This is a genomic window from Streptomyces fungicidicus (assembly GCF_003665435.1).
Lineage (GTDB): Bacteria > Actinomycetota > Actinomycetes > Streptomycetales > Streptomycetaceae > Streptomyces > Streptomyces fungicidicus.
Genome location: NZ_CP023407.1, coordinates 6,621,393 through 6,643,962, shown reverse-complemented (window position 1 = coordinate 6,643,962; position 22,570 = coordinate 6,621,393). Strand labels below are relative to the sequence as shown.

Genomic DNA, 22,570 nt, shown 5'->3' with positions numbered 1-22,570 from the left:
CGCCCGATGACCGAGCTGTGGACGCTGCCCGAGGACCAGGTGTCCGAACTGGCCCGCCGCATGGGCGGGCTGGGGCTGCTGTCCGCCGAGGAGCGGGCACGTCACGGGCGGCTCCGCACGCCCGGGGCGCGCCGCCGCTTCCTGGGCGGGCGGCTGCTGTGCCGTAGGGCGCTCAGCGCCGCCACGGGGCTGCCGCCGGACACCTGGCGCTTCGTCCGTACCCGGTACGGGCGTCCGGAGCTCGAGGGCGACCACGGGGGGCTGCGCTTCAACGTGTCCCACACCGACGGGCTGATCGCCTGTGTGGTCACGCGGGGGCGGGCCTGCGGGGTCGACGTGGAGCGGGCGCCGTTCGCCCCCGGCACGGCCCGTCTGCTGCGCGACCGTTTCGACGCCGCGCAGCGGGCGGCCCTCGACGCGGCCCCGGACCGGCCGGCGGCCCTGACCGAGCTGTGGGTGCTGACGGAGGCCTATCTGAAGGGGCTGGGGACGGGACTGGCGTACGGCGTACGGGGGTTGCGGTTCACCCCCTGCGGCCCCGGCCGCTTCACGGTGTACGACGGACGGCGTCCGGCCCCCGGCAGCCGCTGGCACGCCCACCTGCTGCGCCCGGGCCCCGCCCACCTCCTGGCCGTCGCGGTGCCCGCCACGGCCCCCACCCCGGCACCCCACCCCAACGACCCCCTCCACCCCACCCCCCACCGACTTCCGCCGCACCCCGCCGGCTCCGCACCGCCCGCGGCCCCGCGCCTGTTCCCGCCGCCCGCCGCGAGAGCCACGGGCCCCATCCGCCCCCATCCCTACGACGCCCCCTCGCACCCCGGCCCCGGCCCCGGCCACCGCCCGCCACCACGGTGAACACCACCGTCCCCACCCGGACCACGCCACTCCCGCACCGGCCGACTCCCATCCCTCGCGACGAACGCCACCCGCCGCACCCGGCGCCACCACCACGAGGGCCCGCCGCGCCACGGCGGCGGCGGGCTCGTGGTGTGTCCGCCGGGTCCGGGCGGCCCCTGTTCCTGACCACCCGATGACCTGTACCGAACCGGAAGGACCTGCCATGCCGCAGCACACCCCGCCGACCGTCGCCGTGATCGGTTCCGGCCCCGCCGGGCTGTCCGCCGCCTACCATCTGCGCGAGCGCGCCCGGATCACCGTCTTCGAACGCGAGCACCGCCCCGGCGGCCACGCCAACACCGTGGAGGTGGAGGAGAACGGCCGCGTCATCGGTCTGGACACCGCCTTCATCGTCTTCAACCGGCGCTTCTACCCCCGCCTGTGCGGCTTCTTCGACGACCTCGGGGTCGAGACCGTCCCGCACCCCGGCGGCTTCACCTTCTTCGACCTCGACAGCGGCCTGGAGTACGGCACCGACGACCTCGAACTCGACGAGGCGGCCATCGAGGAGCGCTACTCCGTGCGCCACCCCGAATTCCCCGACGTCTGGCGGGAGGTGCGCCGTTTCCACGAGGAGAGCCGCCGGGACTTCGCCCGCGGCCGCGCCAACATGTCCATGGGCGCCTACCTGGACCAGGGCGGTTACAGCCAGGAGTTCCGGCACTCCTACCTGATCATGCTCTGCTCCGCCGTCTGGTCGGTGCCGGCGGAGCTGGTCTGGGAGATGCCGGCGGCCACCGTGATCGCCTTCTTCGTCGGCCACGACGAGGGCGGCCTCGGCGGCCGGCGCGTCGACTGGCGCACGGTGGGCGGCGGTTCGATCTCGTACGTCCGCAAGGCGCTCGCCGCGACCGGCCCCGACCTGCGCGTCTCGGAGCCCGCCACCGCCGTGCGGCAGGGCCCCGACGGGGTCGCGGTGACCACCGCGTCCGGCACCACGACCTTCGACTACGCGATCCTGGCCACCCACGCCGACGAGGCCCACGCCCTGCTGGAGAACCCCACGCCCGGCCAGCGGGCCGCGCTGGAGGGCATCCGCTACAGCCGTTCCCGGGTGGTGCTCCACACCGACCCGTCCCTGATGCCCGCCGACCGGGAGAACTGGATGGCCTGGAACTACGGCAAGGTCCACGCGGACGGCTCGACGCGCTGCTTCGTCACGTACTACCTGAACCGGCTGCAGGACTTCACGGCGGAGAAGGACTACTTCGTCACCCTCGACCCGCCGCGCCCGATCGCCCCCGAGGCGGTCGTCGCCGAGTTCGACTACACCCACCCGGTCATCGACATGGCGCTGCGCGAGCGGCAGAACGTGATCCACCGGGCCGACGAGGGCGCCCGGGTGAAGCTGGCCGGGTCGTACTTCCACTCGCCGCGCCTCGGGCCGGACCTGATCGGCTCCCACGAGGCCGCGTTCTCGGCCGGGGCGGACGCCGCCGACCGGCTCATCGGCGAACTGTCCTGATCCCTCTCACGCCGCGTCTCCCCCGTCGGCGCCGCCGCTGAACAGGCGCGCCGACTTGTCCTCCTGGGCGAGGCGGCGGAGGGCGAGCAGGGCGGGTTCCAGGAGGACCGAGACCAGAACGGCGCGTTCGGCCAGCTCCAGCAGGCCGGACGCGCCGTTCATCTGTCTGACGTCAAGCTCCGAGATGCGGTCCGTCAGCCGCGCGTAGGGCAGCAGGGACTGCCAGTCGATGTCCGAGTCCACGTCGGCGAGGGCGTCCAGGACGTCGCCGAGCGTCCGGATCGCGGCGGTCTCCGGGGAGACCTCCCAGCCCATCTCGGTGATCAGCCGGCGCGCGTCGTGGACGCCCGCCGTCTCGCCCCCGGCGGCCTCCTCCTCGCTCGCCTTCTGCTGGTGCATGGCGGGCCGGGCGTCGGTCACGATGCCGAAGATCTGGTGCAGGTCGCCTTCCTCGGTGATGGCGCCGAGGATCTCCTTCACGGCGCTCACCGAGAGCCGCCGCACCCCGACCAGGGTGCGGATCAGCCGCAGTCGCCGCAGGTGCTCCTCGCCGTAGTCGGCCTGGTTGGCAGCCGTCGTCAGCTGCCCCTGGGGCAGCAGGCCGTCCCGGAGGTAGTACTTGATCGTGGGGATGGACACCCCACTGCGGCGGCTGAGCTCCGAGATCTTCATCGACTCCACTTACGTTCTGGTACCCACTGGATAACGGATAACGGATCGCGCTACTATCCATTATGAGCTTAGCCGGTCTCCCCAGGAAGGTGGGCGTCGCATGCCGACTCTCGGCTGGATCACCCCCAACCCCGCACCCGCGCAGAAGCGGGTCTTCGTCATGGCGTCACGTTTCGAGCTGAAGTCCCTGTCGGACGTGCCGCGATTCCTCATCCACTCCCTGCGCTCGTGGAGCCAGGTCAAGACCGCGCACGGCGCGTACGGGGCCTCCCTCGTCGCGCAGCCGTTCCGGCGGGTCTTCTTCACCCTCTCGGCGTGGGAGGACCGCGGCACGCTGTACGCCTACGCCAAGACCGATCCGCACGGCGAGGCGATGAGGGCGTCGCGGGCGGCCTGCCGGCGCTCGACCTTCGTCTTCTGGGAGGCGGACTCAGCCGAGCTGCCGATCAGCTGGGACGAGGCCAAGCGGCGCCTGGACGTGAAGGCGCGCGAGGACGCCGCCCAGAGCGGCCACGCAGCCTGACCCGACTCCCCCTCCTCCCACCCCCACCCATCCCGGTCCCTTCCGCCCTCGCACGGGCTCGCACCATGGAGGTCTCGTCATGAGCACAATCAACATCGGGGAGGGCGGTGCCGTGCCCCGGCCCTCCGCCCCGGGCGCCGGGGACCGCCGGAAGCCCTTATGGGTGATCATCGTCGCGTGCAGCGTGCCGATGTTCATGGTCGCGCTCGACAACCTGGTGGTCTCGACCGCGCTGCGCACCATGGCCGTCGACCTCGACGCGTCCACCACGGAGCTGCAGTGGTTCGTCAACGCCTACGTCCTCAGCTTCGCCTGTCTGCTGCTGACCGGCGCGGCACTGGGTGACCGGTTCGGCCGGCGCCGGATCTTCGTGGCCGGCATCGCGCTGTTCACCCTGGCCTCGGTCGGCTGCGGCCTCGCCGACAGCAGCGAGCAGCTCATCCTCATGCGTGCGGTGCAGGGCCTGGGCGCCTCGGCCGTGATGCCGCTGTCGCTGACGCTGCTCGCGGAGGAGGTGCCGGACAAGAAGCGCAACCTGGCCCTCGGACTGTGGTCCGCGGTCAGCGGACTCGCCGTGGCCCTCGGGCCCGTGGTCGGCGGCGCGGTGGTCGACGGCCTCGACTGGCAGTGGATCTTCTGGATCAACATCCCCGTGTGCCTGGTGGCCATCCCGCTGGTGCTCGTCGTGCTCCGGGAGAGCTCGCTGGCCGGCACCCGGCTCGACCTGCTCGGCATGCTCCTCACCACGGCCGGACTCCTCGCCGTCGTCTGGGCGATCGTGAACGGCGAGGACGAGGGGTGGACCTCGGGCATCATCCTGTCGGCGTTCGCCGGCGGCGCCGTCCTGCTGGCGCTGTTCGTGATGTGGGAGCGCCGCGCACCCCAGCCGCTGCTTCCGCTCTCCTTCTACCGCGTACGGGCCTTCGTCTTCTCCAACCTGGTCTCCGCGAGCATGTACTTCGGCGTCTTCGGATCGATCTTCCTGCTGTCGCAGTTCTTCCAGATCGCCCCGGTCCGCACCCCGCTGGAGGCCGGTGTGCTCACCCTGGCCTGGACCCTGATGCCGATGTTCGTCGCTCCGGTCGCCGGCGCCCTGACCGACAAGGTGGGCGGCGGACGGCTGATGGCCCTCGGCCTCTTCCTCCAGGCGATCGGCCTGTCCTGGATCAACCTGGTGGCCACGTCGGACACCCCGTACTCGCGCATGGTCGGCGCCATGGTCGTCGCGGGCATCGGCATGGGCCTCGTGTTCGCACCGACCGCCGCGGTGGTGCTGGGCTCGGTCGGGCCGCAGTACCGGGGCAAGGCGTCCGGCGCCAACAACACCGTCCGCGAGATCGGCGGCGCCCTCGGCACCGCCATTCTGAGCAGCGTCTTCGTCCACTACGGCGACGACCGCACGGCTCAGGGCTTCGTCGACGGCATGAAGCCGGGCATCTGGATCGGCGTCGCCGTGGTCCTCGTGGGCGCCCTGTGCGCGCTGGCGATCCCGCGCCCGCGGCCCGAGGACAACGTACCGGCCACGGTGGCCGGGGAACGGGAATCCGACAGGACGCCCAGTTCGGCGACCCCGTAGATTCGGCCGCCGTTCCTCCGGGGGCGGCGGCCGAGTGGTGTGAATCCGCGCGCGCAACCGCTGAGGACGAACTTCGATTCGGGGGGTCAGGGGATCTTGATGCAGCTGCTGTCGTCATGTCGTGCCAACGGACTCTGTCAGCCGGGCGTCAGCCGTCTGCTGGGACTGCTCGTCGCCGCCACGGTCACCGTGTCGGTACTCGTCCACAGCGCGCTCAGAGACAGAACCCACCCCGCGGTGGAGGTGGTGATCGTGCCGCTCCTGGCGGGGGTGCTGCTGGCCCTCCAGGTGGGTGCCTTCATCACCCAGCGCCCCCGTGAGGGCGGGCCGGCCCGCGGGGCCGCCCTCGCCCTGGCCCTCCAGTGCGCGGTCGTCATCGTGTCCGCCGAGGTGCTCGACGTGGAGTTCTGCGTCCTGGCCGGCTATCTGGCGGGAACCCTGCCCCTGGTGCTGCCGTCCCGGTTCGCCTGGCCGCTGTTCGCCCTGGTGGTGATCACCGGCCCGGTGGCCGCCACCCGCGCGGACGGCTCGCTCAGCCACCTCTGCCACATGGGCCTCGGCCTCCTGGTCACCGGCCTGATGGCCTTCACCGTGTCCAGCACCATGCTGACACTCCGTCAACTGCGCGAGTACCGCGAGAACTTCGCCCGGGCCGCCGTCCAGAACGAGCAGTCCCGGTTCGCCCGCGACCTGCACGACCTGCTGGGCCACACCCTCTCGGCGCTGGCGATGCGCGCCGAACTGCTGCACCGCACCTTCCAGTCCCGCCCCGAGCTCGCCGCGACCCAGACCGACCAGCTGCTGCGGACGGCCCGGCAGTCGATGGCGGAGATACGGATGGCCGTGCGCGGCTACCGGGAGCTCCCGCTCTTCAGCGAAGTGCGCGCCGCGGGCTCGCTGCTGAGCGCCGTGGGCATCGACGTCACCCTCAAGGTGACCGCCCTGCCCTCGCGCGGTGAGGCCGGAACCGCCCTCACCGCGGTGCTGCGGGAGGCCGTCACCAATGTGCTCCGGCACAGCGACGCCTCGCACTGCTCCGTCCTGCTGACCGCCGGGCCGGGCACCGTGCGGCTGGAGGTCGTCAACGACGGGGCCGCCCGCGCGGACCGCCGCGCGTCGCACGACGGGGGCAGCGGGCTGGGCAATCTCGCGCAGCGGGTGACCGCCCTCGGCGGCATCCTCGAGGGCAGGGTCTCCCCGGACGGCACGTTCCGGCTGCTGGCCGTCGTCCCGACCACGACCGTGACCGTACCGCCCGGCGGCACCGCGCATCTGCAAACCGTCGTGACCAAAATGGCCAACGTGGCGTAACCGCGCGCATCCGCCGGAGCACCGACCGCAGCTTTCCGCGACATGTTCACGCCTTGCATGTCTATGATTCTGGCCAAGGCCTGGACAGTCTGCGGGGGGGATGTGTGTGATACGTGTTCTCTTGGCGGAAGACGTACAAATGGTGCGGGAAGCGCTGGCCGCACTGCTCGAACTCGAGGACGACATCCGGGTGGTGGCAGAAGTCGGCTCCGGTGAGGACGTACTCGACGCGGCCAGGGGAACACGTCCCGACCTCGTGATCGTGGACGTCAACATGCCGGGACTCGACGGGCTCACCGCGGCCGAGCGGCTGCGCGAGCAGCTGCCCGACTCCCGCATCCTGGTGCTGACCGTCCTGGACGCGCCCAACGTCCTGCGCCGGGCGCAGGACGTCCGGGTCGACGGCTACCTCGTCAAGAACGCTCCGGTGGAGCACCTCGTCAAGGCCGTGCGCCAGATCATGGCCGGGGAACGCGTCATCTCACCGGAGCTGGCGCTGGCCGCCTGGGAGGGCAAGGCCAGCCCGCTCACCGCGCGGGAGGCCGATGTGCTCCGGATCGCGGCGGCCGGCGCGGAGACCGCCGAGATCGCCGAGTACCTGCATCTTTCACCGGGCACGGTGCGGAACTCCATGACCACCATCATCGCCAAGCTCGACGCGCGCAACCGGCTCGACGCCATCCGCATCGCACGCGACGCCGGGTGGCTCCTCAACTCCTGAGAAACGGCCGGAAGTCGCACCCGATCGCAGCGTCAGGGGCACGTCAGCGGGCTCTGGGAAGGTACCGGCGCCAGTTCGGACACCACCACCGCTCCGCGAGAGGAGCACCCGCGACGTGCGACGACTCAGCATCGGCCGGCCAGGCAGAGCATCCCGCCTGGCCGTCTGTCTCACCGCGGCCGGCCTGACCGCTGCCCTGCTGACAGGATCCGGCAACGCCACCGCATCACCCGAACCCAAGCGGACGACCTCGGAGTTCACCGCCAACGACGGCGTCACCTACACCGCCACCAACAACCTGCTGCCCTCCGCCGGCGGGCGGGGGCGCGAGTGGATGCTCACCTGGGCGGGCTCGGCGGACCCCGCCAAGCCCGACTTCCTCGCCGTCATCGACGCCACGCGCGGATCACGGACGTACGGCGAGGTCGTCAACACCGTCACCCTGGGGCCGGGCCTGTCCAACGAGGCCCACCACATGCAGTACGTGTGGCACAAGGGCGACCGTCTCTTCGCCGGCGGCCTGCTCTCGGACACCGTGTTCGTCTTCGACACCAAGGCGCTGCCGGCCCTGAAGCTGGCCGGCGTGAACTCGACCGTCGACACGCCCTGCGGCACCGCGCCCGACGCGTTCCAGGTGCTGCGCGACGGCACCGCGTACGCCACCTACCTCGGCGGCCCCGACGTGCCCGGCCCCTGCACCTACACCAACGGTGAGGTCCGCCTGGGCAACGGCGCGGCGGGATCGCCGGGCGAGATCGTGCGGATGGACGAGAACGGCCAGACGATCTCCGAGATCCCCGCGGCCCTCGCCGAGGGCGAGGACCCGGAGCAGTGCGCCAACGTGCCGAAGCTGGAGAAGGCCACCTGCGCCAACCCGCACGGCATCATGGTCAGCGAAGAGCGCAACATCATGGTGGCGAGCGACTTCGTCGAGGCGCGCCACTTCCTCAGCCCCAAGCTGCCCGACGAGGCGCGCCTGGCCCGTCAAACGGTCCGCGTCTGGGACATCACCAACCGCGACGACCCCGAGCTGCTCTCCGTCAGCAAGATGCCCGACGGCCCGCGCGCCGCGCGGGAGGACGAAAAGATGTGGCACGAGTCCCGGGTCGTCATGGAGCCGGCGCTCCCCCACAAGAAGCACCACAAGGGCGCGTTCGCCTCGTCCATGCTGGGCGGAGCGATCTTCTACGCGCCGGACGTGACGGTGCCCGATCCCAAGTGGCGCGAGGTCTTCGACGACACCACGGCCTACCGCAAGGCCGGTGCCGACCGGGACGTCACCGGCGCAGGCGACGCGGGCAGCTGGCTGATGGTCAGCCCCGACGACCGCTACCTGTTCCACACGGTCATGGGCCAGTCGACGCCGTACGGCGCGCCGCTCGACAAGACCACCGGCATGGTCTACGTGCTGGACATCCAGAAGCTGCTGGCCGCGGGCGACAACCCCAAGTGCGACATCGACTCGATCGACGAGGCCTACCGGGGCGGCAAGGAGCGGGACTGCCCGGCGGTGACCTCCGCCATGCCGATCCGCGACACCACCGACGGCGGCCCGCACTGGGGCGCGATGGACAACTTCCAGCAGCTGCGCGGCGGTCTCTACAAGGAGACCGAGCGCATCGGCCGCCTCGCCACCTCGAACTACTTCATCGCCGGCTCCTTCAGCGGTGACGGCAACCACGAGGTGTGCATGTACGACCTCAGCAAGTCGGGCAAGCTGCGCCAGGACACCCGGTTCCGGGACGAGAACACCGGCCGGCCCTGCGTGGACTTCGACCGGACGTCGTGGCCGCACGGCGACACCGGCCCGGCCCGCCCGCACGGCATCCTGTTCACCGTCAGCGACAGCGTGCTGAAGTGACCGGATCCGCCGAGACCCCGGTGCCCGCCGCCATTCCCCCGGGCGGCGGGCACCTGGCCCATGTTCAGGCGTCGCAGGCCGGGGGAACGCTGCCGCTGCTCGCGCTCGCCGCAGTCGCCGGGCTGGTGGCCACGGCAGTCCTGGCCCGGCGCAATGCGCTGCCCCGCCTGCCCCTCTTCGCCTGCGGCGCGCTCTGCGTCCTGGTGTTCTCGTTCGTCGTGGGCGCGGCGCTGCGCCCGGCCGGCCCGGCGGGGAACACGGCGGCGCACGGCACGGCACACGGCGCCGCCGCCGCGGACGCGGAACAGCCGGCCCGGCCCGGGACCCCGGTGCTGCGGACGCTGCACCTGGACGGCAAGCAGGTCGGCGTCCTCGTGGTGCCCGGACGTCCCGGCCGCAACCTGGTGGGGATCGGGGCGGCCGACGCCAGGGCCGGTACCGGCGCCGGCGCGCTGCGCGAGGGCCGGCGGCACCCCGGCAGCGCCCAGACCTGGGTCACCGTCGACCTGCCCGAGGGCGGCAGCACGCTGCGCGTGTCCGCGGGCGGCGAGACGGGGTCCCTGTCCGTGGACACCGGGGACGAACACCCGGAGGTCCCGGCGGCGCTGTCGTCCGCCGACGCGCCCGAGTGCGCCGCCGCGGCCGCGGGGGCGCTGGTCGCCGGCGCCAACAGCCCGCTCACCGCCTGCCCGTCCGACGCGCTCTCCGCCGAGGACGCGGCCGCGCTGCGCGCCACGGTCCGGTTCGTCGCCGGGCGCGGCGCCAAGTCCGCGGGGCTCGTCGCGGACGGCTCACCGCGCGGCCGGAAGGCCGCGGCCGTCGTCCGTGCGGCGGCCCGGCAGGAGGGCGTCGCCGTCGGCACGCCCGGGAAGGACCGCCCGCTGCTGGTCACCGCGGGGTGGGCGGGCGCCACGACGGCTGCGGAGGCCGTCGAGAGCGGCGAGACCCGCGCCCAGGGCGTGTACCTCGCCCCCTGGCTGCTGACCCGTCCGGTGCTGAGCCCCAGCGCCGGCCAGCTGATACCGCTGCGCTTCACCCCGCGTACCAAGGAGGCCATGGCGTACGCCGAGGCGCTGTCCGCGCGGCTGCCCGGCGAGTACCCCACCGGCAGCGGATACGAGGCCTGGCAGCGGGCCCGCGGCGAGTCGCCGGCGCCCCGGCCCCGGCTCTTCGCCGCCTCCACCGCCTATGTGCCCGGAACCATGATCTCCGCGGACGGTGAGGGCGCGGGCGGCCACCACCACGGAGCGGCCGTCGCCGACTGGCTGCCGTCGGGAATGATCTCGGCGGTCAGCGGCCCGATGAGGGAGGGATGAGCAATGACCCGGGACCGCAAACGCGTCGATGGCCAGTGGGCACTCGGCGAGAGGGAACCGCTCAACGCCAATGAGCAGTTCAAGCAGGCGGAGGATCCGCTGCTGGTGCGGGAACGCATCGAGAAGATCTACGCGCGGGAGGGGTTCGCCTCCATCCCGCCGGACGATCTGCGCGGCAGGTTCCGCTGGTGGGGCCTCTACACCCAGCGCCGGCCCGGCATCGACGGCGGGCGCACCGCCACCCTCGCCCCGGAGGAGCTCGACGACGAGTACTTCATGCTCCGGGTGCGGGTGGACGGCGGCGGGCTGAACGTCGCCCAGCTCCGCGAGATCGCCGCGCTGTCGACGGAGTTCGCGCGCGACACCGCCGACATCACCGACCGGCAGAACATCCAGTTCCACTGGATCCGCGTCGAGGACGTGCCCGAGATCTGGCGCCGGCTGGAGGCGGTGGGGCTGTCCACCACGGAGGCCTGCGGGGACTGCCCGCGCGTCATCCTGGGCAGCCCGGTCGCCGGGGTAAGCGCCGACGAGGTGCTGGACGGCACCCCCGCGATCCGGGAGATCACCGAGCGGTTCATCGGGGACCCGTCGCTGTCCAATCTGCCGCGCAAGTTCAAGTCGTCCGTGTCGTGGCTGCCCGACGTGCCCTTCCAGATCCACGACCTCTCCTTCCTCGGCGCCGAACACCCGGAGCTGGGGCCGGGGTTCGACCTGTGGGTGGGCGGCGGTCTGTCGACGAACCCGCGGCTCGCGGACCGGGCCGGCGCCTGGGTGCCGCTCTCCGAGGTGGCCGAGGTCTGGGCGGGGGTGGCCGGGCTGTTCCGTGACTACGGCTACCGGCGGCTGCGCAACCGGGCCCGGCTGAAGTTCCTCGTCGCCGACTGGGGTGTGCAGCGGTTCCGGGAGGTCCTGGAGCAGGAGTACCTCGGCAGGCGGCTGGCCGACGGCCCCGCGCCGGTGCTGCCCGCTTCGCCGGTCGACCACATCGGCGTGCACAAGCAGCGGGACGGGCTGCACTACGTGGGTGCGGCGCCGGTGGTGGGCCGGGTCTCCGGCACCCGGCTGGCCGCGCTCGCGGACGCCGCGGAGGCGCACGGCTCCGACCGGCTGCGGCTGACGCCGTACCAGAAGGTGCTGGTGCTGGACGTGGCGGACCCGGAGCCGCTGGTGCGCCGGCTCGAGTCGCTCGACCTGCGGGTGGACGCCTCGCCGTGGCGGCGGGCGACCATGGCGTGCACGGGTCTGGAGTACTGCAAGCTCGCGATCGTCGAGACGAAGGCCCGCGCGGCGGAGCTGGTGGCCGAGCTGGAACGGCGGCTCGGGGACCAGCGGGCGGACATCACCATCAACCTCAACGGCTGCCCGAACGCCTGCGCGCGTACGCAGGTCGCGGACATCGGCCTGAAGGGCCAGCTCATCACGGGCCCCGACGGCAGCCAGGCGGAGGGCTTCCAGGTCCACCTGGGCGGCGCGCTCTCCCTCTCCCAGGAGGACGAGGCGGCCCTCGGCCGCAAGCCCCGCGGAGTGAAGGTGCTCGCGGACGACCTCCCCGACTTCGTGGAGAACCTGGTCCGCAACTACCGCGCGGATCGGGCCGACGAGTCGGAAACCTTCACCCAATGGCTCACCCGAGCCGAGGACTCCCAACTAACCCCCTGACCCCCCTCTCCCCCAAGGCGCCCACGGCCCCCCAGCCGTGGGCGCCTCCACGTCTCCGCACCTCCGCGCCCCCGCGCCCCAGCGCCTCCGCGCCTCCGCGCCCCCGCGCCCCCGCGCCTCCGCGCCCCCGCGTCTCCGCGGGCAGTCGTGCCGCTGGGGCGGCACGGGTGGGCGCGACGGCACCCTGTAAGCGCCAGGCCGCGCAACACCCCCCGCCCAGCCCCAACGCCGGCCGGCGTCACCGCACACGTACGGCCCCCGCCCCCTCCCGCGGAACGGGCAGAGGACGAGGGCCGTACGAAAGGTGGAACCGGAGACGACCGCAGGCTACGGTGCACCCTCGCACCGCACTCCCGCGCCGTGTTCTACGACCCCGCGGCCGCCCCCGGGCTCATGGCGCCGGCACCAACACCCGCACCGCGACCGGCATCACCGCAGCCCCCTGCTGCGCAGCACCCGGCGCTCCAGCGGACTGAACACCAGCAGATCGATCAGCACACCCACCGCGAGGATCAGCAGGATCCCGAAGAACACCCCGGGAAGATCGATCGCCTCCCGCGAGTTCGCCAGATAGCGCCCCAGTCCGACCCCCAGGTCGGGCGACGACGCGATCAGCTCCGTCGCCATCAGCGACCGCCAGGAGAACGCCCACCCCTGCTTGAGCCCCGCCGTGTACCCGGGCAGCGCGGCCGGCAGCACGATGTACCGCGCGCCCCGCAACCCCGTCGCCCCGATCGTCCGCCCGGCCCGCAGATACAGCGGCGGCACCTGGTCGATCCCGGAGACCAGCCCCACCGCGATCGACGGCACCGCGCCGAGCAGGATCACCGTGTACATCGCCGTGTCGGTCAGCCCGAACCAGATGATCGCCGCCGGCACCCACGCCACGGAGGGAAGGGACTGCAGCCCCGACAGCACGGGGCTCAGCGTCGCCCGGACGACCGGCACCCGCGCCACGACCAGTCCCAGCGGCGTGCCGATGGCGAGCGCGGCCAGGAACCCCAGCAGCCCCCGCTCCAGACTGGTCCACACGATGTCGAAGAGCGTCCCCTGCCGCCACAGCGTGAGGAAGCTGTCGCCGACGGCGCGCGGGCTGGGCAGCCGTTCCTCGGACACCAGCCCGAGGGTGTGCAGCAGCTGCCACACCGTGAGGACCGCGGCCACGCCGAGCAGCGGCGGCGCCACCTTCTGCCGCAGCACCTGCCGGACCGGGACCCGGGACACCGGCACCGAGTCCAGCGAGTCGAGCCCCGCCTCCAGCCCGGCGAGCTCCTCGTCGGCGCCCACCGGTTCCGTCGTACGGGTGTCAGTGCCGCCCATGGCGCCGGATCTCCTTCCGCAGCTGGTCGGTGATCTCTGCGGACAGCTCGGCCACCGCGGGGTCCTCGATGCGGCGCGGCTGCGGCATGTCGATAGTCCACTCGCGGGCGATCCGGCCGGGCCGGCAGGACAGCAGGACGACGCGCTGCGCCAGCCGCACCGCCTCGCGCACGTTGTGCGTGACGAAGAGGACGGAGACGCCGGTCTCCTGCCAGATCCGGGTCAGTTCCTCGTGCAGGACGTCGCGGGTGATGGCGTCGAGCGCGGCGAACGGCTCGTCCATCAGCAGGACTTCGGAGTCCTGGGCGAGCGCCCGGGCGAGCGCGACGCGCTGGCGCATGCCGCCGGAGAGTTCGTGGACCCGCTTGTCGTAGGCGTCCTGCAGCCGCACCAGGCTCAGCAGTTCCTCCGCCCGGGCCCGGCGTTCGGGCCGGGGCACGCCCCGCAGTCTGAGCACCAGTTCGATGTTCTTGCCCGCCGTCAGCCACGGGAACAGCGCGTGTTCCTGGAACATCAGGGCGGGCCGGCCGCCGGCCACCTCTATGCGGCCCGACGAGGGCTCGTCGAGCCCGGCCACCAGGTTCAGCAGGGTGGACTTGCCGCAACCGGACGCCCCGAGCAGGCAGATGAACTCGCCCGGCGCGACGTCGAGGCTGATGTCCTGCAGGACCGTCTGGACGCCTTCCGGCCGGACGAAGGACTTGTGGGCGCCGACCACACGGACGGCCGGGGTGCGGGGTGCGAGGCCGGCCGCGCCGGACGCAGCCTCCTTCACCGTGATCGTTGTCGGATGCACTGAGGTCAACTCCTGGGTGCGGGGAAGGCGGTCGGCGCGGTGCCGCGCCTCATGACACTCCGAGCCCGGCGTCGTCGGCCGCCGGCCGGCCCTCTGCCGCGCGAACCCTGTTGAGCGTGTCGAGGTCGTAGATGCCGTGCAGGTCGGGCCGTTCCATCAGCCCGGCCCGGACGGCGTGTTCGGCCTGGGCGCCGAGGGTGCCGGCCAGGGGGTCGTCGGTGAAGGTGAGGGACGGCCAGGCCGCGTCGATGATCCCGTCCGGCAGGGCCTTCCCGGTCAGCTGCCGCAGTGCCGCGTTCGCGGCGTCCTTGGCCTGGTCCGGCCGGCCGTTGATCCACGCGTTGGTCCGCACGGACCCGCGGACGACGGCCTCGACGACGTCCCGGTGTTCCTCGAGGAAGCGCTGCGACACGACGAGGTTGGTGATGACGAACTTCTGGTCCGGCCACAGGCTCGCCTCGTCCAGCAGCACCTTCGCGCCCTCGGCGATCAGCAGGGAGGCCGTCGGTTCCGGTACCCAGGCCCCGTCGATGGAGCCGGACCTGAACGCGGACGGCGTCAGCTTGTTGTCGGTGCGCACCACGGACACGTCGCCGCGTCCGGAGGCCGGGTCGACGTGCCAGCCCTGCCGGGCGATCCAGTCCAGCAGGGCCACGTCCTGGGTGTTGCCGAGCTGCGGGCTGGCGATGCGTTTGCCCTTGACGTCGGCGGGCGTCCTGATCTTCTCCGGGTCGACGACGAACCTGACGCCCCGGGAGGCCGCCCCCGCGACGATGCGCAGGCTCTTCCCGTGCGACCGGGTGTAGCTGTTGATCGCCGGCGACGGGCCGATCCAGGCGAGGTCGACGGAGCCGGAGGTCAGCGCCTCGACCGCGGCGGGGCCCGCGTTGAACGTGGTCGCCGACAGTTTCGTGCCGCCGAGCTCCCGCTGGATGATCCCCTCACGCACGCCGACCAGCGCGGTGGCGTGCGTGAGGTTGGGGAAGTAGCCGACCCGCACCTCGTCCACGGAGAGTTTCGGCCCGGCCGGCACCACCTTGGCCCCGGTGTCGACCCGCTCGGACCCGTAGCCGCAGCCGGCGACGGCCAGCAGGGCGAGCAGGGCCGCCACGGCCGCGCGCAGCCGCGCCGCACCGCTCATGCCCCGGACCCTCCCGGGGCGCGCGCGACGAACGACTCGCCCGCCATGCCCGCGGTCAGGGTCGCCCCGTCGGCCGGGTCGATCAGGAGGAACGATCCGGTGCGGCGGGACACGACGTAGGGGTCGAGGGCGACCGGCTCGGCGGTGCGGACCCGGATCCGGCCGATGTCGTTGGCGACCAGCCGGCCGGGTGCGGGGTGCCTGCTGAGCGGGTCGAGCGTGACCCGGCTCTCGATCTCCCGCACCACCGCCTGCACGGTCCGGGTGGTGTGCTTGAGCAGCACCTTCCGGCCCGGGACCAGCGGCTGGTCGACGAGGTGGCAGACGGTGGCCTCGAACTCCTGCGTCACGGCGGGCGCGGAGGAGACGGGGGCGATCAGGTCGCCGCGGGAGACGTCCAGGTCGTCGGCGAGCAGCACGGTCACCGACTGCGGCGCGCGGGCCGACTCGACCCGTTCGCCCAGCAGGTCGATGGCGCCGATGGACGACCGGCGTCCCGACGGCAGTACGACGACGTCCTGGCCGACGTGCAGGCTGCCGGAGGCGACCAGGCCGGCGTAGCCGCGGTAGTCGGGGTGCTCGGAGGTCTGCGGCCGGATGACGTACTGGACCGGGAAGCGGGCCGGGGCGTGCGCCGGTTCGGCCGTCACCCGCACGGTCTCCAGGTGCTCCAGCATGGTGGGGCCGCCGTACCAGTCCATGTGCGCCGAGGGCGCGACCACGTTGTCGCCGTTCAGCGCCGACATCGGGATGGCGGTGACCGCCGGGACGCCGAGTTCCTGCGCGTAGGCGGTGAACTCGTCGGCGATGTCCGCGAAGACGGACTCGGCGTGGTTCGCCAGGTCCATCTTGTTCACCGCGAGGACCACATGGGGCACCCGCAGCAGGGCGGCGACCGCGGCGTGCCGGCGGGTCTGTTCGACCACGCCGTGCCGGGCGTCGACCAGGACGATCACGAGTTCCGCGGTGGACGCCCCGGTGACCATGTTCCGGGTGTACTGCACGTGCCCGGGGGTGTCGGCCAGGATGAAGCTGCGCCGGGCGGTGGCGAAGTAGCGGTACGCCACGTCGATGGTGATGCCCTGCTCGCGTTCGGCGCGCAGCCCGTCGGTGAGCAGCGCCAGGTCGGGCGTCTCCTGACCGCGGGAGCGGGAGGCCCGTTCGACGGCCTCCAACTGGTCGGAGAGGAGCGACTTGGAGTCGTGCAGCATCCTGCCCACGAGGGTGGACTTGCCGTCGTCGACGGAGCCGGCGGTGGCGAACCGCAGCAGGGTGGAGTGGTGTCCGGCGGTGGAGCCGTGCTCGGTGCCCAGTGTCATCAGAAGTATCCCTCGCGCTTGCGGTCCTCCATCGCGGCCTCCGACATCCGGTCGTCCGCCCGGGTGGCGCCCCGTTCGGTGAGCCGGGACGCGGCGATCTCCTCGATCACGGCGTACGGGTCGGCGGCGCCGGATTCCACCGCGCCGGTGCAGGACATGTCGCCGACCGTGCGGTAGCGCACGGTCCGGGTCTCCACCGGTTCGCCGTCCTTCGGCCCGCCCCAGTCCCCCGCGGTCAGCCACATGCCGCCGCGCTGGAAGACCTCGCGTTCGTGGGCGTAGTAGATCGAGGGCACCTCGATGCCCCTCCCGGCGATGTACTGCCACACGTCCAGCTCGGTCCAGTTGGACAGCGGGAAGACGCGCACGTGCTCGCCGGGCGCGTGCCTGCCGTTGTAGAGCTGCCACAGTTCCGGGCGCTGCCGGCGCGGGTCCCAGCCGCCGAACTCGTCCCGGAGGCTGAACACCCGTTCCTTGGCGCGGGCCTTCTCCTCGTCCCGGCGTCCGCCGCCGAACACCGCGTCGAAGCGGTGGGTGTGGATCGCCTCGACGAGCGGCTGCGTCTGGAGCGGGTTGCGGGTGCCGTCGGGTCGTTCCCTGAGCAGGCCGCGGTCGATGTGGTCCTGCACGGAGGCGACGTGCAGCCGCAGCCCGTGCCGGGCCACCGTCCGGTCGCGGTAGTCGAGCACCTCGGGGAAGTTGTGTCCGGTGTCGACGTGCAGCAGTGAGAACGGCAGCGGCGCCGGCGCGAACGCCTTCAGCGCCAGGTGCAGCATGACGATGGAGTCCTTGCCGCCGGAGAAGAGGATGACGGGGCGCTCCAACTCGCCCGCCACCTCACGGAAGATGTGCACCGCCTCGGATTCGAGTGCGTCCAGATGCCGTACGGGGATGTCTGTCTCGGTCGTCATGTGTGGAGCCCGCATTCCGTCTTGGCGCGCCCGGTCCAGCGGCCGGCCCGGGCGTCCTCGCCCGGGAGGGTCCGCCGGGTGCAGGGAGCACAGCCCACTGAGCCGTAGCCGTCCGAGAGCAATGGGTTGACCAGCACTCCGTGTTCGGCGATGTACATGTCCACGTCCTCGCGGGTCCATCGGGCGATGGGCGAGATCTTCACCTTCTGCCGCCGGGCGTCCCAGTCGACCACCGGTGTCCCGGCGCGCTGCTCCGAGTCGAAGCGGCGCAGTCCGGTGACCCACGCGTCGTACCCGGCGAGTCCTTCCTCGAGCGGCTGGACCTTGCGCAGGTCGCAGCACCGGTCGGGGTCGCGGCGGTAGAGCTCCGGCCCGTACTCGGCGTCCTGCTCGGCGACCGTCTGCCGGGGCAGGAGGGTGACGAGGTTGACGTCCAGGACGGCTTCGACGGCGTCCCGGGTGCCGATGGTCTCGGGGAAGTGGTAGCCGGTGTCGAGGAAGACGACGTCCACCCCCGGTGCGACCCGGGCGGCGAGATGCGCCACCACGGCGTCCTCCATCGAGGACGTGACGCACAGGCGTGACCCGAAGGTGTCCACGGCCCAGCGCAGGATCTCCAGCGCCGGTGCCTCTTCCAGCTCCGTCCCGGCCCGGATCGCCAGTTGCTGGAGTTCGTGCATCTGTAGCCCTCTCGATACGTCCCCGGGCGGAGAGCCGAGGAAAGACAGGTGGAGAGCGCGCGTCCACGCCTCACCGGGCTGCTGAACGGCAGGCGCAGGCTAGCCGGGCCGGTGTACACGTCGCTGACGCCGCACTGACCCCGCCCCTCGAGCCGCGGTCGGCCGCCGCGCGCCCAGTCCGTCGTCAGCACGCGGTCAGCGGGTGCTGCCAGCATCCGGCTCTCGAAGGTGCTCGTGAGCGAGGAGAGAAGAGGCCCCGACATGGTGTCCACGGGAGCATCGGCACGCCGGGCGTCCGGCGCGGCGGAGGTCCGCCGGCTGGACCGGGTGATCATCAGGTTCGCGGGGGACTCCGGTGACGGGATGCAGCTCACCGGTGACCGTTTCACCTCGGAGACCGCGTCCTTCGGCAACGACCTCTCCACGCTGCCGAACTTCCCCGCCGAGATCCGCGCGCCCGCCGGCACCCTGCCCGGGGTGTCGTCGTTCCAGCTCCACTTCGCCGACCACGACATCCTCACCCCCGGCGACGCGCCGAACGTGCTGGTGGCGATGAACCCGGCCGCGCTGAAGGCCAACATCGGCGACCTGCCGCGCGGTGCGGAGATCATCGTCAACACCGACGAGTTCACCAAGCGGGCGATGCAGAAGGTCGGCTACGACAGCAGCCCGCTGGAGGACGGCTCTCTCGACGGTTACCACCTGCACCCGGTGCCGCTGACCACGCTGACCGTCGAGGCGCTCAAGGAGTTCGACCTCAGCCGCAAGGAGGCCGAACGCAGCAAGAACATGTTCGCGCTGGGCCTGTTGTCGTGGATGTACCACCGGCCCACCGAGGGCACGGAGCGGTGGCTGAACACCAAGTTCGCAGGGAAGCCCGGCATCGCGGCGGCGAACATCGCGGCGTTCCGGGCGGGCTTCAACTTCGGTGAGACGACGGAGGACTTCGCGGTCTCCTACGAGATCGCACCGGCCGCCTTCCCGGCGGGCACCTACCGGAACATCTCGGGGAACCTGGCGCTGTCCTACGGGCTGGTCGCGGCGTCCCGTCAGGCGGACCTGCCGCTCTACCTCGGCTCGTACCCGATCACCCCGGCCTCGGACATCCTGCACGAGCTGAGCCGGCACAAGAACTTCGGCGTGCGGACCTTCCAGGCCGAGGACGAGATCGCCGGCATCGGAGCCGCGCTGGGCGCCGCCTTCGGCGGATCCCTCGCGGTCACCACCACCTCCGGCCCCGGTGTGGCGCTGAAGTCCGAGACGATCGGGCTCGCCGTCTCCCTGGAACTGCCCCTGCTGGTCGTGGACATCCAGCGCGGCGGCCCCTCGACCGGCCTGCCCACCAAGACCGAGCAGGCCGACCTGCTCCAGGCGATGTACGGCCGCAACGGCGAGGCACCGGTCCCGGTGATCGCTCCCCGCACCCCGGCCGACTGCTTCAACGCCGCGCTCGAAGCCGCCCGCATCGCGCTGACCTACCGCACCCCCGTCTTCCTCCTCTCCGACGGCTACCTCGCCAACGGCTCCGAGCCCTGGCGCGTACCGGAGGTGAGCGAACTACCGGATCTCACCGTCCAGTTCGCCCAGAACGTCAATCACGTCCTCGACGACGGCACCGAGGTGTTCTGGCCTTACAAGCGTGACCCGCGGACGCTGGCCCGCCCCTGGGCGATCCCGGGGACCCCGGGCCTGGAGCACCGCATCGGCGGCATCGAGAAGCAGGACGGCACGGGCAACATCTCCTACGACCCCGCCAACCACGACTTCATGGTCCGCACCCGGCAGGCCAAGATCGACGGCATCGACGTACCCGACATCGAGGTCGACGACCCGCACGGCGCACGCACACTCGTCCTGGGCTGGGGATCGACCTACGGACCGATCACGGCGGCCGTGCGCCGCATCCGCAAGGAGGGCGGCCGGATCGCGCAGGCCCACCTGCGCCACCTCAACCCCTTCCCGCACAACCTGGGCACGGTCCTCGCGGCGTACGACAAGGTGGTGGTCCCGGAGATGAACCTCGGCCAGCTCGCCACCCTGATCCGGGCGAAGTACCTGGTCGACGCCCGCTCGTACAACCAGGTCAACGGCATGCCGTTCAAGGCGGAGCAGCTCGCCACGGCGCTCAAGGAGGCCCTCGATGACTGACGCCAACGCGCTGCTCCAGCTCGTGCCCCGGGCCGAGGGCAAGCAGTCGATGAAGGACTTCAAGTCCGACCAGGAAGTGCGCTGGTGCCCCGGCTGCGGTGACTACGCGGTCCTGGCCGCCGTGCAGGGCTTCATGCCCCAGCTCGGCCTCGCCCGCGAGAACATCGTCTTCGTCTCCGGCATCGGCTGCTCCTCCCGCTTCCCGTACTACATGAACACCTACGGGATGCACTCCATCCACGGCCGCGCCCCCGCCATCGCCACCGGCCTGGCCACCTCCCGGCGCGACCTGTCCGTCTGGGTCGTCACCGGCGACGGCGACGCCCTCTCCATCGGCGGCAACCACCTCATCCACGCCCTGCGCCGCAACGTCAACCTCAAGATCCTGCTCTTCAACAACCGGATCTACGGCCTCACCAAGGGCCAGTACTCCCCCACCTCCGAAGTCGGCAAGATCACCAAGTCGACGCCGATGGGCTCCCTCGACGCCCCGTTCAACCCGGTCTCCCTCGCGCTCGGCGCCGAAGCCTCCTTCGTCGCCCGCACCGTCGACTCCGACCGCAAGCACCTCACTGAGGTGCTGCGCCAGGCCGCCGACCACCCCGGCACCGCCCTCGTCGAGATCTACCAGAACTGCAACATCTTCAACGACGGCGCCTTCGACGTCCTCAAGGACCGCCAGCAGGCCGAGGAAGCCGTCATCCGCCTCGAACACGGCGCCCCCATCCGCTTCGGCGCCGACCAGGCCAAGGGCGTCGTCCGCGACCCCGCCACCGGCGACCTCCGGGTCGTCACCGTCACCCCCGACAACGCAGCCGACATCCTGGTCCACGACGCCCACTCCCCCTCCCCGACCACCGCGTTCGCCCTCTCCCGCCTCGCCGACCCCGACACCCTCCACCAGACCCCGATCGGCGTCTTCCGCTCCGTCCAGCGACCCGTCTACGACACCCTCATGACCGACCAGCTCGACACCGCCGTCGAACAACACGGCAAGGGCGACCTCGCCGCCCTCCTCACCGGCGCCGACACCTGGACCGTCGACGGCGCGAAGGAGCGGTAGGCGATGCTGCGTCCGGTGCCCCGGCCCGCCGGGCTGTTCGACCAGGTGGTGGCCCGGCTGCGTCAGCAGATCACCTCGGGGGCCTGGCCCGTGGGCTCCCGCATCCCGACCGAGCCGGAACTGGTCCGGCAGCTCGGGGTGGCCCGCAACACCGTCCGGGAGGCCTTGCGGGCGCTCGCCCACAACGGCCTCCTGGACATCCGCCACGGTTCCGGCACCTATGTGGTGGCGACCAGCGAACTGGCCGGGGTGATGCGGCGCCGCTTCGCCGCCGCCGGCCCGGGTGACACGGCCGACGTACGCGACGCCCTGGAGGTCGCCGCGGCGGGGCTGGCCGCCCGGCGGCGTACCGAGGAGGACCTGCGGGAGCTGGACGGGCTGCTGGAGCGGGGCGCCGGTGCCGCCTTCCACCGGGCGGTGGTGGCCGCGTCCCACAACGAGGTGCTGATCACCCTGTACGCGGACCTCACCCAGCTGGCGCCGCCCTGCTGCGCGTCGCACCCGGACCCGCGCGGCGACCACGCCCGGCTGCTCTCGGCGATCCGTGCCTCGGCCCCCCGGGCGGCCGGCACCGAGGCGGCCGCCCACACCTCGGACGGCCGCCCGGCAATCGTCTGACCCGTGGGCGTCCCGGTCAGAGCGGGATCTCGAAGTGGACCGTGGCCACGCCCGGGCCGTGCTCGCCGGTGGTGCGGGCGTCGAAGATCTCCTTGGCCGTGCTCCGCCAGAACGCCTCGGCGCCTTCGACGCGCACATTGGTGTGGAGGTAGAGGCAGTCGTAGCCGGGGGTCCGCGCGACGAAGTCGCGGGCCGCGTCCACCAGTGTGCGGGCGAGGCCCCGGCGCCGGTGTTCCGGGCGGACGTAGACGCGGACGAGTTGGGCGGTGCTGCCCGACGGGTAGCGCTCGGCCAGCCAGCGGGGGTGCGGCGGGTGCGCCGGGCCGTGGGAGTGCACGCCGGTGGTGGCGACCACCTCGCCGTCGTGGACGGCCACGAGGAGGACGTGCCGGGGGTCGTCGAGATAGGTGCCCCGGAGGTCGGTCACGTCGCGGTGCCAGCGGGGCACGTACCCGTATCCGAACTCCTTGTAGAACGTGTCGAGCATGACGGCGCGGGCGCCGTCGACGTCCGCCGGGGTGGCGGGACGCACCGTGTAACCGGCGGGCGGGGTCGGACTCATCGTGA

General features: G+C 72.3%; 20 protein-coding genes. 12 read left to right on the top strand and 8 right to left on the bottom strand.

Annotation, left to right across the window (positions count from 1 at the left end; translation table 11 throughout):
- Positions 1–6 precede the first annotated feature (6 nt).
- Positions 7–858 carry a 4'-phosphopantetheinyl transferase family protein gene (locus CNQ36_RS35630; protein WP_121548258.1) on the top strand — a complete coding sequence of 284 codons (852 nt, stop codon included), beginning with the start codon at positions 7–9 and terminating at the stop codon, positions 856–858.
- 205 nt (positions 859–1,063) lie between these two features.
- Complete coding sequence (locus tag CNQ36_RS29915) at positions 1,064–2,365, top strand: NAD(P)/FAD-dependent oxidoreductase (RefSeq protein WP_121548257.1); 1,302 nt, start codon at positions 1,064–1,066, stop codon at positions 2,363–2,365.
- 6 nt (positions 2,366–2,371) lie between these two features.
- On the opposite strand, the gene CNQ36_RS29910 is transcribed toward CNQ36_RS29915, so the two are convergent.
- The gene (locus CNQ36_RS29910; protein WP_121548256.1) at positions 2,372–3,037 is read right to left on the bottom strand and encodes a MerR family transcriptional regulator; all 666 of its coding nucleotides are present in this window, start codon (positions 3,035–3,037) and stop codon (positions 2,372–2,374) included.
- A gap of 100 nt (positions 3,038–3,137) precedes the next feature.
- Here CNQ36_RS29910 and CNQ36_RS29905 point away from each other — a divergent pair, with 100 nt between their 5' ends.
- The 7 genes from CNQ36_RS29905 to CNQ36_RS29875 all read left to right on the top strand — a co-directional run bounded on the left by CNQ36_RS29905 (position 3,138) and on the right by CNQ36_RS29875 (position 12,007).
- The gene (locus tag CNQ36_RS29905; protein WP_004924060.1) at positions 3,138–3,560 is read left to right on the top strand and encodes a DUF3291 domain-containing protein; all 423 of its coding nucleotides are present in this window, start codon (positions 3,138–3,140) and stop codon (positions 3,558–3,560) included.
- Between the two features lie 112 nt (positions 3,561–3,672).
- Positions 3,673–5,136 (top strand): MFS transporter, encoded by a 1,464-nt coding sequence (locus CNQ36_RS29900; protein ID WP_121548643.1) that lies wholly within the window; start codon positions 3,673–3,675, stop codon positions 5,134–5,136.
- Between the two features lie 99 nt (positions 5,137–5,235).
- Complete coding sequence (locus CNQ36_RS29895) at positions 5,236–6,447, top strand: sensor histidine kinase (RefSeq protein WP_121548255.1); 1,212 nt, start codon at positions 5,236–5,238, stop codon at positions 6,445–6,447.
- 100 nt (positions 6,448–6,547) lie between these two features.
- Positions 6,548–7,168, top strand: a complete 621-nt coding sequence (locus CNQ36_RS29890) for a response regulator transcription factor (RefSeq protein WP_206278533.1) — start codon at positions 6,548–6,550, stop codon at positions 7,166–7,168.
- Positions 7,169–7,283: 115 nt separating this feature from the next.
- Positions 7,284–9,029: a hypothetical protein gene (locus CNQ36_RS29885; protein WP_004924073.1), complete on the top strand. Its 1,746-nt coding sequence runs from the start codon at positions 7,284–7,286 to the stop codon at positions 9,027–9,029.
- Positions 9,026–10,345, top strand: a complete 1,320-nt coding sequence (locus CNQ36_RS29880; RefSeq protein ID WP_121548253.1) for a hypothetical protein — start codon at positions 9,026–9,028, stop codon at positions 10,343–10,345. The genes CNQ36_RS29885 and CNQ36_RS29880 overlap by 4 nt, the downstream gene beginning before the upstream one ends.
- Positions 10,346–10,348: 3 nt before the next feature.
- Entirely contained in the window at positions 10,349–12,007 is a 1,659-nt protein-coding gene (locus CNQ36_RS29875) for a nitrite/sulfite reductase (protein WP_121548252.1), read from the top strand.
- Positions 12,008–12,436: 429 nt separating this feature from the next.
- Here the strand turns inward: CNQ36_RS29875 and CNQ36_RS29870 are convergent, their stop codons facing one another.
- The 6 genes from CNQ36_RS29870 to CNQ36_RS29845 all read right to left on the bottom strand — a co-directional run bounded on the left by CNQ36_RS29870 (position 12,437) and on the right by CNQ36_RS29845 (position 18,174).
- Positions 12,437–13,327: an ABC transporter permease gene (locus tag CNQ36_RS29870; RefSeq protein WP_121548251.1), complete on the bottom strand. Its 891-nt coding sequence runs from the start codon at positions 13,325–13,327 to the stop codon at positions 12,437–12,439.
- The gene (locus CNQ36_RS29865; RefSeq protein WP_228313159.1) at positions 13,314–14,045 is read right to left on the bottom strand and encodes an ABC transporter ATP-binding protein; all 732 of its coding nucleotides are present in this window, start codon (positions 14,043–14,045) and stop codon (positions 13,314–13,316) included. Before CNQ36_RS29865 ends, CNQ36_RS29870 begins: the two co-directional genes overlap by 14 nt.
- Positions 14,046–14,172: 127 nt before the next feature.
- Entirely contained in the window at positions 14,173–15,264 is a 1,092-nt protein-coding gene (locus CNQ36_RS29860; protein WP_004924087.1) for an ABC transporter substrate-binding protein, read from the bottom strand.
- Positions 15,261–16,583 carry a sulfate adenylyltransferase subunit 1 gene (locus tag CNQ36_RS29855; protein WP_121548250.1) on the bottom strand — a complete coding sequence of 441 codons (1,323 nt, stop codon included), beginning with the start codon at positions 16,581–16,583 and terminating at the stop codon, positions 15,261–15,263. Before CNQ36_RS29855 ends, CNQ36_RS29860 begins: the two co-directional genes overlap by 4 nt.
- On the bottom strand, positions 16,583–17,494 hold the full coding sequence (gene cysD / locus CNQ36_RS29850; protein WP_004924092.1) for a sulfate adenylyltransferase subunit CysD: 912 nt from the start codon (positions 17,492–17,494) through the stop codon (positions 16,583–16,585). Before cysD ends, CNQ36_RS29855 begins: the two co-directional genes overlap by 1 nt.
- The gene (locus tag CNQ36_RS29845) at positions 17,491–18,174 is read right to left on the bottom strand and encodes a phosphoadenylyl-sulfate reductase (protein ID WP_040905983.1); all 684 of its coding nucleotides are present in this window, start codon (positions 18,172–18,174) and stop codon (positions 17,491–17,493) included. Before CNQ36_RS29845 ends, cysD begins: the two co-directional genes overlap by 4 nt.
- Positions 18,175–18,435: 261 nt before the next feature.
- On the opposite strand from CNQ36_RS29845, the gene CNQ36_RS29840 reads away from it, so the two are divergent.
- Genes CNQ36_RS29840 through CNQ36_RS29830 form a run of 3 tightly spaced genes read left to right on the top strand, consistent with a single transcriptional unit; the run spans position 18,436 to position 22,003 of the window.
- Entirely contained in the window at positions 18,436–20,322 is a 1,887-nt protein-coding gene (locus CNQ36_RS29840; RefSeq protein WP_121548249.1) for a 2-oxoacid:acceptor oxidoreductase subunit alpha, read from the top strand.
- On the top strand, positions 20,315–21,385 hold the full coding sequence (locus CNQ36_RS29835) for a 2-oxoacid:ferredoxin oxidoreductase subunit beta (protein WP_121548248.1): 1,071 nt from the start codon (positions 20,315–20,317) through the stop codon (positions 21,383–21,385). The genes CNQ36_RS29840 and CNQ36_RS29835 overlap by 8 nt, the downstream gene beginning before the upstream one ends.
- A gap of 3 nt (positions 21,386–21,388) precedes the next feature.
- The gene (locus CNQ36_RS29830) at positions 21,389–22,003 is read left to right on the top strand and encodes a FadR/GntR family transcriptional regulator (protein WP_121548247.1); all 615 of its coding nucleotides are present in this window, start codon (positions 21,389–21,391) and stop codon (positions 22,001–22,003) included.
- Between the two features lie 16 nt (positions 22,004–22,019).
- Here the strand turns inward: CNQ36_RS29830 and CNQ36_RS29825 are convergent, their stop codons facing one another.
- Positions 22,020–22,565 (bottom strand): GNAT family N-acetyltransferase, encoded by a 546-nt coding sequence (locus CNQ36_RS29825; protein ID WP_121548246.1) that lies wholly within the window; start codon positions 22,563–22,565, stop codon positions 22,020–22,022.
- Between the last annotated feature and the right edge of the window lie 5 nt (positions 22,566–22,570).

Bases quoted from the DNA above. Each gene is read 5' to 3' on its own strand.
- CNQ36_RS29890 (WP_206278533.1), top strand. From the start codon at position 6,548: ATGTGTGTGATACGTGTTCTCTTGGCGGAAGACGTACAAATGGTGCGG.
- CNQ36_RS29825 (WP_121548246.1), bottom strand. From the start codon at position 22,565: ATGAGTCCGACCCCGCCCGCCGGTTACACGGTGCGTCCCGCCACCCCG.
- CNQ36_RS29915 (WP_121548257.1), top strand. From the start codon at position 1,064: ATGCCGCAGCACACCCCGCCGACCGTCGCCGTGATCGGTTCCGGCCCC.
- CNQ36_RS29905 (WP_004924060.1), top strand. From the start codon at position 3,138: ATGCCGACTCTCGGCTGGATCACCCCCAACCCCGCACCCGCGCAGAAG.
- CNQ36_RS29895 (WP_121548255.1), top strand. From the start codon at position 5,236: ATGCAGCTGCTGTCGTCATGTCGTGCCAACGGACTCTGTCAGCCGGGC.
- CNQ36_RS29860 (WP_004924087.1), bottom strand. From the start codon at position 15,264: ATGAGCGGTGCGGCGCGGCTGCGCGCGGCCGTGGCGGCCCTGCTCGCC.
- CNQ36_RS29855 (WP_121548250.1), bottom strand. From the start codon at position 16,583: ATGACACTGGGCACCGAGCACGGCTCCACCGCCGGACACCACTCCACC.
- CNQ36_RS29875 (WP_121548252.1), top strand. From the start codon at position 10,349: ATGACCCGGGACCGCAAACGCGTCGATGGCCAGTGGGCACTCGGCGAG.
- CNQ36_RS29835 (WP_121548248.1), top strand. From the start codon at position 20,315: ATGACTGACGCCAACGCGCTGCTCCAGCTCGTGCCCCGGGCCGAGGGC.
- cysD (WP_004924092.1), bottom strand. From the start codon at position 17,494: ATGACGACCGAGACAGACATCCCCGTACGGCATCTGGACGCACTCGAA.
- CNQ36_RS35630 (WP_121548258.1), top strand. From the start codon at position 7: ATGACCGAGCTGTGGACGCTGCCCGAGGACCAGGTGTCCGAACTGGCC.
- CNQ36_RS29910 (WP_121548256.1), bottom strand. From the start codon at position 3,037: ATGAAGATCTCGGAGCTCAGCCGCCGCAGTGGGGTGTCCATCCCCACG.
- CNQ36_RS29830 (WP_121548247.1), top strand. From the start codon at position 21,389: ATGCTGCGTCCGGTGCCCCGGCCCGCCGGGCTGTTCGACCAGGTGGTG.
- CNQ36_RS29840 (WP_121548249.1), top strand. From the start codon at position 18,436: ATGGTGTCCACGGGAGCATCGGCACGCCGGGCGTCCGGCGCGGCGGAG.
- CNQ36_RS29845 (WP_040905983.1), bottom strand. From the start codon at position 18,174: ATGCACGAACTCCAGCAACTGGCGATCCGGGCCGGGACGGAGCTGGAA.
- CNQ36_RS29870 (WP_121548251.1), bottom strand. From the start codon at position 13,327: ATGGGCGGCACTGACACCCGTACGACGGAACCGGTGGGCGCCGACGAG.